This is a genomic window from Klebsiella sp. JN_Kp122 (assembly GCF_040062085.1).
Lineage (GTDB): Bacteria > Pseudomonadota > Gammaproteobacteria > Enterobacterales > Enterobacteriaceae > Klebsiella > Klebsiella aerogenes.
In genome coordinates this window covers 497,338-509,676 of record NZ_JBEAHW010000001.1, presented here as the reverse complement: position 1 = coordinate 509,676, position 12,339 = coordinate 497,338, and the positions used below count along the sequence as shown (strand labels likewise).

General features: G+C 58.0%; 10 protein-coding genes. 4 read left to right on the top strand and 6 right to left on the bottom strand.

The window, feature by feature from the left end:
• Positions 1–32 precede the first annotated feature (32 nt).
• The 6 genes from ABLU78_RS02510 to ABLU78_RS02485 form a co-directional block, all read right to left on the bottom strand.
• Complete coding sequence (locus ABLU78_RS02510; protein ID WP_075208663.1) at positions 33–707, bottom strand: O-methyltransferase; 675 nt, start codon at positions 705–707, stop codon at positions 33–35.
• Positions 708–2,087, bottom strand: coding sequence for an efflux transporter outer membrane subunit (locus ABLU78_RS02505; RefSeq protein ID WP_048228805.1), 1,380 nt, complete (start codon positions 2,085–2,087; stop codon positions 708–710).
• Positions 2,084–3,169: an HlyD family secretion protein gene (locus tag ABLU78_RS02500; protein WP_045393907.1), complete on the bottom strand. Its 1,086-nt coding sequence runs from the start codon at positions 3,167–3,169 to the stop codon at positions 2,084–2,086. The genes ABLU78_RS02505 and ABLU78_RS02500 overlap by 4 nt, the downstream gene beginning before the upstream one ends.
• Before the next feature lie 27 nt (positions 3,170–3,196).
• The gene (locus tag ABLU78_RS02495; protein ID WP_048228804.1) at positions 3,197–4,849 is read right to left on the bottom strand and encodes an MFS transporter; all 1,653 of its coding nucleotides are present in this window, start codon (positions 4,847–4,849) and stop codon (positions 3,197–3,199) included.
• Entirely contained in the window at positions 4,849–5,280 is a 432-nt protein-coding gene (locus ABLU78_RS02490) for a MarR family transcriptional regulator (protein WP_015366352.1), read from the bottom strand. Before ABLU78_RS02490 ends, ABLU78_RS02495 begins: the two co-directional genes overlap by 1 nt.
• Positions 5,281–5,464: 184 nt before the next feature.
• Positions 5,465–6,739, bottom strand: a complete 1,275-nt coding sequence (locus ABLU78_RS02485; protein ID WP_015366353.1) for a Glu/Leu/Phe/Val dehydrogenase — start codon at positions 6,737–6,739, stop codon at positions 5,465–5,467.
• Positions 6,740–7,270: 531 nt separating this feature from the next.
• Here ABLU78_RS02485 and ABLU78_RS02480 point away from each other — a divergent pair.
• Genes ABLU78_RS02480 through astB form a run of 4 tightly spaced genes read left to right on the top strand, consistent with a single transcriptional unit; the run spans position 7,271 to position 12,337 of the window.
• Entirely contained in the window at positions 7,271–8,476 is a 1,206-nt protein-coding gene (locus ABLU78_RS02480; protein ID WP_048228803.1) for a bifunctional succinylornithine transaminase/acetylornithine transaminase, read from the top strand.
• A gap of 18 nt (positions 8,477–8,494) precedes the next feature.
• Positions 8,495–9,517: an arginine N-succinyltransferase gene (astA, locus tag ABLU78_RS02475; protein WP_162182298.1), complete on the top strand. Its 1,023-nt coding sequence runs from the start codon at positions 8,495–8,497 to the stop codon at positions 9,515–9,517.
• Complete coding sequence (gene astD, locus ABLU78_RS02470) at positions 9,508–10,974, top strand: succinylglutamate-semialdehyde dehydrogenase (protein WP_048228802.1); 1,467 nt, start codon at positions 9,508–9,510, stop codon at positions 10,972–10,974. The genes astA and astD overlap by 10 nt, the downstream gene beginning before the upstream one ends.
• A 22-nt stretch (positions 10,975–10,996) precedes the next feature.
• On the top strand, positions 10,997–12,337 hold the full coding sequence (gene astB / locus ABLU78_RS02465; RefSeq protein ID WP_048228801.1) for an N-succinylarginine dihydrolase: 1,341 nt from the start codon (positions 10,997–10,999) through the stop codon (positions 12,335–12,337).
• The last annotated feature ends 2 nt before the right edge of the window (positions 12,338–12,339 follow it).

Below are 12,339 nucleotides of genomic sequence, written 5' to 3'. Positions count from 1 at the left end.
CCGGAGGCGCTGCGCTTACCGGGGCTACTCGCTTAAGCGTTTACCCACGCCAGAGTAAAGCCGTCCCAGCCTTTAGTGCCCACGGTCTGCAGCGCCGTTGCCGTCAACCGTGGCTCGGCGCCCATCATCTCAATGAATTGACGCACGCCCTGAACGCGCTCGTCGGCGCTCTGTGGGTTGACCACTTCACCGTCGCGTACCACGTTATCGCCAATAATTAAGGTTCCTGGGCGGGAATAACGTAGCGCCCAGCTCAGATAGTGGGGATTATTCGGCTTATCGGCATCGATGAAGATCAGGTCGAAAGCGGGACATTCGCCAAGCGCCTCCAGAGAATGTAGCGCCGGCCCCTCTCGCAGCGTGACCCGCTGGTCAACGCCCGCCAGCTGCAGATTCTCCCGCGCCACCTGGGCATGATGCGCGTCGGCCTCCAGCGTGAGTAGTTGGCCGTCGGCAGGAAGCTCGCGCGCCATCCAGATGGTGCTATAGCCGCCGAGAGTACCGATCTCCAGTATCCGCTTAGCCTGGGTAAGCCGTACCAGCAGGGCGAGAAACTGCCCCTGATTGGCGGCGACATCGTGTGCCGGCAGCCCGGCTCGATGGTTGTTTTCCAGTACCCGATCGAGCACAGGATCGCCGGGGATTAAGGCCTCAATCAAATAATTGTCTACTGCCGACCACTGTTGTTGCATATGACGCTTCCCCATTTAGCTCCCTGATGAGTCAGACCAGCCGCCTCCCAGCGCCCGGTACAAATCAATCTGCGCCAGCAGAAGATTATTTTTCACCTGCACCACGCTTAATTGAGTGGAGAACAACGTTCTTTGCGCATCCAACACGTCCAGATAAGAAGAATAGCCGTTACGATAGCGGTTCTGCGCGATACGCAACGTTTCTGCGGCGACCGATTCCTGCTCCTGGAGCTCGCTTAACTGTTCGCCGTAGCGGCTGATGGCATCCAGGCTATCGTTCACCTCTTTGAACGCGCCGCGTACGGTTTTCTCATACCCGTACAGCGCCTGATTGCGCTGGGCCATCGAGACATCAACCTGCGCATTTAGCGCCTGGCGGTTGAGTAACGGCGCCAGAATGCTGCCGCCGATGCTCCAGAGCCGCAGCGGATTATCGAGCAGTTCCGGCAGCGTCCGGTCCTGCAGGCTGCCGGTGGCGGTCAGGTTAATCGATGGCAGCAACTGCGCTTGCGACGAGGCAAGGGTGGCATCGGCGGCCACCAGCTGTCGTTGAGCCTGTACAATGTCAGGACGGCGGCTCATTAGCGATGATGGCAGCTGCGAGGGCAGCCGTAGTGGGGTAAGTTGCGCGAATTCATTGCGTTTCACCGTACCGGGATTGTCGCCCAACAGCACGCTCAGGGCGTTCTCCTGCTGGGCAATTTGATGTTGCAACGGCGGGATCTGCGCCCGCGTGGAGCGTAGCTCTGAATCCGCCTGCATGAGCTCCAGGCGCGAGGTATAGCCGGTTTCATACTGCCGTTTAGCCAGACTCCACGCATCTTCTCGCGATTTCAGCGTTTGGCGGGTGACCCGCAACTGCTCGTCTAATGACAACAAGGTGACGTAGCCGACGGCGACCGATGTCGCCACGGTCAGATTAGCGGCGGCGGCAGCGGCTTTCTGCGCTTCAAGGCTGGCTTCGGCTGCGCTGGCGGCGCTGCGGTTGGCCCCCCAAATATCGACGTCATAGCTGGCGGTCAGGCCCCCTTTGTACAGCGTGCTGTGGATGGGCAGACCGGTCGCGGCGGACTGTGCGCGAGCGCGGGTACCGGTCAGGCTGGCATCAAGCGAGGGGAATAAGCTGCTATCAGCGGCGTAGGCACGCGCCTGATACTCGTTAACCCGCTCGCGGGCGATCAGGACGTCGCTGTTGTAGCGCAACGCCCGATCGACATACTGATTAAGCGCGCTATCGTGAAAATTGCGCCACCACACGCCTTCCACCGGGCTGGATGGACCCACATCGGCCCGCCAGGCGGCAGGGATCGCCAGCGTGGGCTCCGCGCGTGGTACATCGGCAGACTGACAACCGACCAGCGCCAGCGCCACGGCAAGGGTTAACGGGCGGATCATTGTTTATTCTCCGCGCGGGTATCAATCGTCACCTGCACCGACATTCCCGGGCGCAGACGATGGCTGTTTTTCTGCCCCTCATCGACCGCGATACGGACAGGAATTCGCTGGGCGATTTTGACAAAGTTGCCGGTTGCGTTATCCGGCGAGATCGCGCTGAATTCGACGCCGGTTGCTGGCGAAATACTTTGTACCTTGCCGTGGAAGGTTTCGCTATTCAGCGCATCGACCGAGAAGGTAACCGGCTGGCCGACGCGCACCTCGGCGAGCTGCGTCTCTTTCAGGTTGGCGATAACCCAGTGCTGAGGCGGTACCAGCGAGGTCAAATGCGTACCGGCGCTGACATAAGCGCCGAGGCGTACGGAGATTTGCCCCAGTTGCCCGGTCGTCGGGGAGATAATCCGCGTATTTTGCAGGTCGATTTCGGCAAGCTCGAGCGCCGCTTTGGCGCTGGCCACGTCGGCCTCCAGCGAATCGCGATTGACGATAGTGGACTGCAGATCCTGGCGCGACATCTCCAGTGTGGCTTTCGCCTGTTCGATATCGGCAGCGCCCTGAGCCGCGCTGGCCCGCGCGGAGTCGCGTTCGCGAATGGATAACGACCCATCCGCGGTAAGCTCCTGTACGCGTTTTAAATCGGCCTGGGTTTTCTGATTCTGCGCGCGGGCGTTTTGCAAGGCGGCCTCGTTTTTGGCGATCGTCGCTTCGGCGCTTTTCCGCTGCTGCTGGTTGTTTTTCAGCGCCGCTTGTTTCATCGCCAACGTTGCCTGCGCCTGGTGCACCCGCTGCTTATAAATGCGATCGTCAATCTGGAACAGCACCTGTCCCGGCTGAACGGTATCGAAATCTTTGACGTTCACCGCGGTGATATACCCGTTAACCTGCGGGCTGATAAACGTCGTCTGACCGCGCACGTAAGCGTTATCGGTAAACTGACTATGCCGGGTGAAAGGGGGCAACTGCCAGGCGTAAAGAATAACCAATACGCCGACGATGCCGATCGCCGCGGCGGTAAAAATAGACACCACGCGGATGTTGTTTCGGGTATTGGCCTGTTGCCTGGCCGCGTCCTGCTGACTCATAACCACTCCAGAGTATAAATTATCTTATTATTTGTTGCCGGTTGCGCGTTTTAACGCGATACGGGCGGTGATTCGCAATCTGATTAAGCGCCAGAAAATCCACACCAGCGTGGCGCCAGAGATCGCCGCCGTCAGGAGATAAGTGTCATTGTAGGCGAGAATATTGGCCTGTAGCGTCGAGGCGTTTTGCAGCAGCGTGGTAGCCTGCACGTTCAATAACGTGCTGTCGCCAATCTGGCTTTGGTACATCTGGCTATACTGCTGCAGTCGCTCGGCGATCAACGGGTTCAACGTGGTTATCTGATCGGCCAACTGGCTGGAATGAAATTTTTCGCGCCAGGTCTGAAAAGTACCGAGGATAGCTGAGCCGAGCAGGCCGCCGATATTTTGGCTCATGCCAAACAGTACCGAGAAGCTGACCAGATTCCGCTGGTCGGCAATCACCCCGCCAATTCCCGCCAGCATGGCCGGCGCAAGGAAGAAGGCGCTGCCGAAGCCTAGTAAAAACTGGCTGAACATCAACTGTTCCGGACGGGTCAGGGCAGTGGACTGACTATCAAGCAAGGAGGCAATCATAATCAACGCCAGCGCGGTCGCGGTGGGCCAGTAGAGGCGCTGCGGGTTAAGCGTCAGGCAACTGGCGACGATACCGCAGACGATACCGGCGAAAATCGACCATGCCAGGTTGGTCATCTGCTCGTTTTGCAAGCCGACGTACTGCAGCCAGCCGATGACTCCGGTATTCTGTTCCGCCAGCACTATGCGAATCAGCAGCATAATCAGTCCCAGACGAAGGATACTGCCGCTGGAAAGCCATTTGGTGTTAAGCAGCGGGTTAGCGCGATTATGCTCGAAGGCGATAGCCGAAACGATCAGCACCACCGCTCCCGCCAGCGACCAGCCAAGCCACGGCGCCTCAAACCACCAGTCCAGACGGCCCAGCGACAGGACCGCGCAGACTAAAGCCATACCGGGCGCCAGCAGGAAGAAGGTAATAAAGTCCTTCTTCTCAAACACTTTTTTGCGGTCGCTCGGCGGCAGTTTAAGCGCGATGACGCAGGCCAGCGACACCAGCGCCAGGCCGAGCTCAAAGAAGTAGAGCCCGCGCCATTCGTCAATCTGCAGCAGTTCGGTCGAGAACAGACGCGCCAGCGGGATCGCCAGCGACGATCCGGTGATACCGATGGTCAACGCCTTCAGGCGGTGGCGCGCCGGCCAGGCCTGCACCTGATAGTAAATTCCCAGTGAACTCAACGCCGCTGCCACCATGCCGTGCGCCGCGCGCACCATCATTGCCGAGCTGAGGTCGTTGACGAACAGGTGGAAGAATGTGACCAGTACATACAGTACCAGGAAGCCTTCGGTAAAGGCGCGCAGGCCAAACTGTTGGCGAAATTTCACCAGCAGCAGGTTGATGGAAACGTTAGTCATAACGTAGACCGCCGGCAGCCATGCGATTTCCGTCGACCAGGCGGCAAAAGTGCCCTGCAGCAGCTGCAGGTTGGCGGTAACGACGGCATTACCCAGCGCGCCGGTCAGGCACACCAGCAGTCCGACGATGCCGTAAGCGACGCGTTTTGGCGTACTGTGAATCGGCGTCGACGGCGAACCGAGCATCGCCGGTTTTTCATGCGGCGCCCAGTCGTGGGGCACATAAGGATTAGCTTCGCGACGAGGCATTATTTCTTTTCCACCTCGTGCAGCAGCTTTTCCAGTACCCGGTGGGTTTGCTCACGCTCTTCCGGAGTAATGGCGGTGAGGATCTCCTCGCGCAGGTCGTCGGCGACCGCTTTCACCTGATGAAAGAGCGCCATCCCTTTGGCGGTGGCAACCAACAGACGCTTACGTTTATCGCTGTCAGGCTTAACGCGCTCCACCAGTTCAAGTTCGACCAGGCGGTTAATTAGCGGGACGATGGTGGCGCTTTCGACCCCCAGTTCCTGCGCCAGTTCGCTTTGCGAGAGGGGCTGCTCGTTGCGGGCAATGGCTGACACCGCCACCCATGACGCCTGGCTCATGCCTAGATTTTTTAACCGCCGGTTAACCGCCAGCCGCCAGTGATGCGCGGTTAAGTATAAGAGATGGGAAAAGTTAAGCTGTCGGTTATCCATGTTCCGCCTGCAAAATCATTAGAGCTCTAATGATTTTAGGCGCGGGGATTTACTGATTTCAAGTCACGAAGATAAAAATAGGTTAACGCAATGTGCGTTTTTTGTGGGAAAGGCAGGCTGGCACGTGGAGAAAAAAATAAAAAACCCGGGCGAGTCCGGGTTTCGTATCTGGATTACCTGGACATTAGCCCGGATAGATGCCGCGATCTTTACGCGCCAGCAGAATGCGCTCGCAGGCGACGATGTAGGCCGCGGTACGCAGAGAACACGCTTTCTCGGCGGCTTTATCACAGACGTGAACAATAGCATCGGTCATGATGCGGTCCATCTTGGCGTTGATCTCTTCTTCGCTCCAGAAGAAGCTCGCCATGTCCTGCACCCATTCGAAGTAGCTGACGGTCACGCCGCCGGCGTTACAGATAACGTCCGGAACCACGATCACCCCGCGGTCGGCCAGCACGTCGTCGGCGTCCGGATAGGTCGGGCCGTTGGCGCCTTCGAGGATCAGCTTACAGCTGATTTTTTCCGCGCGTTCACGGGTGATTTGGCCTTCCAGCGCCGCCGGGATCAGGATATCCATCTCGGTGGTCCAGAAATCTTCTTTGGCGATTTCACGCGCGCCCGGGAAACCAGCAATCTTCTTGTTCTCGGCCTGCCATGCGGTCAGCGCCTGCATGTCGATGCCGCCTTCGTTGAACAGGGTCGCGGTATGGTCCTGGATCACGACAATGCGCGCGCCAACGTCTGCAAACAGACGAGCGGCTTCGCTGCCGACGTTACCAAAACCTTGCAGCGCCACTTTCGCGCCTTCGATTTCGATCCCGTTGCGACGAGCCACTTCACGACCGGTGACGAAGACGCCGCGGCCGGTGGCTTTTTCACGGCCCAGCGAACCGCCGAGATGAATCGGTTTACCGGTAACCACGCCGGTGATAGTGGTGCCGTGATTCATGGAGTAGGTGTCCATCATCCACGCCATCACTTTACCGTTGGTGCCAACGTCCGGCGCCGGGATATCTTTCTGTGGCCCAATGATAATGCCGATTTCACTGGTATAGCGACGAGTCAGACGTTCCAGCTCGCCTTCAGACAGTGAGAACGGGTCGACGCGGATGCCGCCTTTGGCTCCGCCGTAAGGAATATTGACCGCGGCGCACTTAATGGTCATCCAGGCAGAAAGCGCCATTACCTCGTTAAGATCGACATCCGGATGGTAGCGAACACCACCTTTACCCGGTCCACGCGATAGATTGTGCTGTACGCGATAGCCTTCGAAATGGCGGATGGTGCCATCATCCATCTGCACTGGAATATCAACGATCAGCGCGCGTTTCGGGTGACGCAGAGTTTCCACCCAGTAGGCGAGGTCGCCCAGATACGGCGCGACGCGGTCGATCTGGCGCAGGTAAGTGGTCCATGGAGATGTACTACTTTCAGATGCGTAAGATAACTTTTCCATAAGAGTCCTGTATCTCAATGTTATTTGTGTCGTGTAAAACCGTGGAATAGGTACAGCAGTAAAATCTGTGTGATGAATGTTATCACCAATTTTATAAACCAGTATTTGACGGCTATTCCGAATTTTACATTTTTGTTAGTTTTTTGGGGTTGCATTTGAATAAATAAGCACGACCAGGTGCCTGTATGTCATGCATGGATATGCATATTTTATGCAGATAAGTGAATATAGAAATAATTTTTTCATATTTTTCATTATCTTGATGATCCTCTAAAAGTGAATAAAATGATTCATGGTTGTATTGACTTTGTTGCTCGTCAGGGCCCAGCATTAGCTCACGCAATACACAAGGTATTAACCGTGAATTAACATATATCCATACAAATAAAATGGCTTATTTCAGTTGTGGTGAAAATATTTGTCATCGCAGCGGGACGTGTGCGCCCTGAAAACGGCTAAAGGGAAATTGTTAAATTCGACTATTCACGATTGGCCAATTTATGCCGCCGATCCTCGTTCCGGAGAATTGTTATGTCAGGCAGTATCACTCGCGAAGATTTTGATGCTTATATGGTTCCGTGTTTCGCTCCCGCGCCGTTTATCCCGGTGAAAGCGGCGGGCTCCCGCGTCTGGGACCAGCAGGGTAAAGAGTACATTGACGTGGCTGGCGGCATTGCGGTTAACGCGCTGGGTCATGCGAATCCGGCGCTGGCTAACGCGCTGAAAGCGCAGCTGGATAAGCTGTGGCACATCGGCAACGGCTATACCAACGAACCGGTGCTGCAGCTGGCGAAAACCCTGGTGGAGTCGACCTTCGCCGATAAAATTTTCTTCTGTAACTCCGGTGCTGAAGCCAACGAAGCCGCGCTGAAGCTGGCGCGCAAGTATGCGCACGACAAATTCGGCGCTGACAAGAGCGAAATTATCGCCTTCAAAAACTCTTTCCATGGCCGCACTCTGTTTACCGTGACCGTAGGGGGGCAGCCGAAATACTCCAGCGACTATGCGCCGTTACCGCAGGACATCACCCACCTGCCATATAACGACATCGACGCGGTGAGAGCGGCGTTCTCTTCCCGCACCTGCGCGGTCATCGTCGAGCCGATTATCGGCGAAGGCGGCGTCATGCCAGCGGATCCGCAATTCCTGCAGGCACTGCGCGAGCTGTGTGATGAGCATGAAGCGACGCTGATTTTTGATGAAGTGCAGACCGGCGCCGGGCGTACCGGCCAACTGTATGCTTACCAGCATTACAACGTGGTTCCGGATATTCTCACCAGCGCGAAAGGGCTGGGCGGCGGCTTCCCAATTGGCGCGATGCTGGCGAAAGAGGCCTGGGCGCAGGTGTTCCAGCCGGGTACTCACGGCACGACTTTCGGCGGCAACCCGCTGGCGGCGACCGTCGCTAATAGCGTGCTGGCGCAAATGGATAGCGCGCTGCTGGCGGGCGTGGGCGAACGCCATACCCTTATCGTCGATAAACTCAATGCGCTGAACGCCAAATATGATCTCTTTAGCGCCGTGCGTGGGATGGGGCTGCTGATTGGCGCCGAACTGGCAAGCCATCTGCGCGGCAAAGCCAAAGCGCTGACCAATCTGGCGGCGGAAGAGGGACTGATCGCGCTGATAGCCGGGCCGGACGTACTGCGTTTCGCCCCGGCGCTCAATATTCCCCTGGCGGATATTGATGAAGCCTTCGTGCGCCTTGAGCGCGCCGTCGCCCGCTTAACCAGCTAATCCGGGAGACGGCCTATGATGTTATTTCGTCCCGTACGGGAAAACGACCTCGATGATATTGTCCGCCTGGCCTCCCGGGCGGGCGTGGGAATGACCTCGCTGCCCAATGATGCCGTGCGCCTCGCCGCACGGATCAAACGCAGCGTGGAGACCTTTGCCGGCAAGCTGACGCGCGGCGAACAGGGGTTTCTGTTTGTTCTGGAAGATACCGAACTGAGCCGGGTTGTCGGCGTCAGCGCCATTGAGGTCGCGGTGGGGCTCGACGAACCGTTCTACAATTTTCGTATTCAGAAAACGGTACGGGCATCCAAAGAGCTTGGGGTTTACAAGCATCAGGATTTGCTCAATTTAAGCTACGACCATACCGGCCACAGCGAACTCTGTACCCTGTTTCTGGACCCTGAGTACCAGAAGAACCGCAATGGCCTGCTGCTTTCCAAAGCGCGGTTTGTCTTTATTGCCGCGTTCCGCGAGTGGTTTTCACCGCATCTGTTCGCCGAGCTGCGCGGGCGCAGCGACGAGCAGGGTAATTCGCCGTTCTGGGATGCGTTGGGGCACCACTTTTTCGATATTCCTTTCGCCGATGCCGACCGCCTCACCGGTACAGGGATGAAAACCTTTATCGCCGAATTGATGCCGGCTTACCCGATTTACATCTCGCTGCTGCCGGATGATGCCCGCGAGGTGATAGGCCAGGTTCATGCTAATACCGCGCCGGCGCGGGCTATTCTCGAAAAAGAGGGGTTTAGCTGGCGCGGGTCCGTCGACATCTTCGATGCCGGCCCGGTACTGGAAGCAGAAACCGATAATATTCGCGCCATCAGAGAGAGCTACTCGCTGCCGGCGCTGCAACTCATGACGCCGCAGGCGACGCCAACCATCGTCGCCAACGGACAGTTTGATAATTTCCGCGCGGTGCTCATCGCGCAAGAGACGCCGGGAGCGCTCGATCAGCAGGCGCTGGACGCCCTGCAGGTCAATGCCACCGACCGGGTTCACGCGGTGACACTCAATCCAGAGGAAAACAGATCATGGCGGTAAACGCACAGTTTATAGCAGGTAAGTGGCAGCAGGGCGCAGGCGCGCCGTTAACCAAACTGGCGCCGGAAGACCAGTCTATTTTATGGCAGGCGAGCAGCGCCGGCGCGGCCGATGTGCAGGCCGCCTGTACTGCCGCGCGCGAGGCGTTTTATGGCTGGTCGCATCGCCCATTAAGCGAACGCATTGCCGTGGTTCAGCGTTTCGCTGCACTGCTGGAAGAGAATAAAGAGGCGCTGGCGACGTTAATTTCCCGTGAAACCAACAAGCCGCTGTGGGAAACCCGTACTGAAGTACAGGCGATGATCGGCAAGGCCGGGATTTCCATTGATGCCTACGCCGAACGTACCGGTTATCGCGAGTCCGCTATGCCAGACGGCAAAGCGCTGCTGCGCCATAAGCCGCACGGCGTGATGGCGGTGTTTGGCCCTTACAACTTCCCGGGGCATCTGCCGAATGGCCATATTATCCCGGCGCTGATCGCCGGTAACACCGTGGTATTTAAACCGAGCGAATTGACGCCGGCGACCGCGGAACTCACCGTTCAGCTATGGCAGCAGGCCGGGATCCCGGACGGGGTGCTGAACCTGGTGCAGGGGGCGAAAGATACCGGCCAGGCGCTGCTGGAAAACCGCGATATCGACGGGGTGCTGTTTACCGGGAGTGCCGCCGCTGGCTTCCATTTCCACCGCTACCTCGGCGGCCAGCCGGAGAAAATGTTGGCGCTGGAGATGGGCGGCAACAACTCGCTGATCGTGGCCGACGTTGTCGATAGCGTTGCGGCGCTGAACGTGATTATTCAATCGGCCTTTATCTCCGCCGGGCAGCGCTGCACCTGCGCGCGTCGTTTACTGGTACCGCGCGGCGAACAGGGCGATGCGCTACTTGAACAACTGATTGCTGCCAGCCGGCAGATCCGCGCCGGTAAATGGGACGCCGATCCGCAGCCGTTTATGGGCGGGGTGATTTCGCAAACCGCCGCGCAGGGCATGCTGGCGGCGCAGGCGAAGCTGGAAGCGCTGGGCGGCAATGTGCTGCTGCGCATGAGCCAGCCTGATCCGCGCTCAACCGTGCTGACGCCGGGAATTATCGATGTTACCGGGATCGCGGTACCGGATGAAGAGTACTTCGGCCCGCTGCTGACCGTGATTCGTTATGACCAGTTCGATGAGGCGATCGCGATCGCCAATAACACCCGCTACGGCCTGGCGGTGGGGCTGATTTCCGCCGACCCGGCGCTGTTCGACAAGCTGGCCGACGAAGCGCGCGCCGGGATTGTTAACTGGAACAAACCGCTCACCGGAGCCTCCAGCAAAGCGCCATTCGGCGGTGTCGGCGCCTCCGGCAACCATCGCGCTTCGGCGTGGTATGCCGCCGATTATTGCGCCTGGCCGATGGCTTCTCTGGTCAGCGAAACGCTGACGCTGCCGGCGACGACGTCGCCAGGTCTGCCATTCTGATAACCGTTTTTGTGAGGACACTATGTCTGGATTTGAAGCGAATTTTGACGGCCTGGTGGGGCCAACGCACCACTACGCCGGGTTGTCGGTAGGCAACGAAGCGTCACAAAACAACCGCGACGGTTTATCTAACCCGAAGAAGGCGGCGCTGCAGGGGCTTTATAAGATGAAGACCCTGGCCGATCGTGGCTTTGTACAGGGCATTCTGCCGCCGCAGCCGCGGCCAAATATGACGATGCTGCGCAGTATTGGTTTTCAGGGTCGCGACGAGCAGGTTATCCAGCGTGCGGCTAAAGAGGCCCCGCAGCTATTGTCGGCCTTTAGCTCCGCTTCCTCGATGTGGACCGCCAACGCCGCCACCGTGTCGCCGTCGGCGGATAGCGCTGATGGGAAAGTGCACTTTACGGTCGCCAACCTCAACAATAAGCTGCACCGCATGCAGGAAGCGCCGATCACCTCGGCCATCCTCAGGGCGACCTTCGCCGATGAGCGTTACTTCGCGCATCACGCGGCGCTGCCGCAGCATGGCGATTTAGGTGATGAAGGGGCGGCGAACCATAACCGTTTCTGTGGGGATTATGATCGCCAGGGCGTGCAGTTTTTTGTCTACGGTAAGCGAGCCAGCGGCGGCATTGCGCCAGCTAAATACCCCGCACGTCAGACGCTGGAGGCCAGCGAAGCGGTGGCGCGTCTGCATCAGCTCGACCCGCAGTACACCGTATTCGCTCAGCAAAATCCGCAGGCTATCGACCATGGCGTATTCCACAATGATGTTATCGCCGTCAGCAACCGCCACGTGCTGTTCCATCATCAGCACGCCTTCCTGGAGCAGCGGGAGGTACTGGCGACGCTGAAGGAGATCAACGCCAGGCTGAATATTCCATTCACCAGCGTTGAAGTCCCTGACGAGCAGGTTAGCCTCGATGACGCGGTGGCCTCTTATCTGTTCAACAGCCAGTTACTGAGCAAAGCCGATGGCAAAATGCTGATCGTGGTGCCGGAAGAGTGCCGTCAGCGTGAAAACGTCTGGCGTTATCTCTCCGCTCTTGCCGCCGATAGCGCATCGCCTATCGATGAAGTGGCGGCATTCGATCTACGTGAAAGCATGCGCAACGGCGGCGGCCCGGCCTGTTTACGTCTGCGGGTTGTGCTTAACGATGCCGAGCGCGCGGCGGTCAACGCTCACAGCCTGATGAATGACGAACGCTACCGGCAGCTGACCGCGTGGGTTGAAAAGCATTATCGCGATCGCCTGCATGCCAGCGACCTCGCCGACCCGCAGCTGCTGCGCGAGGTTTATCAGGCGCTGGATGAGCTGACGCAGATTTTACATCTGGGCGCGATTTATGACTTCCAGCGATAAGG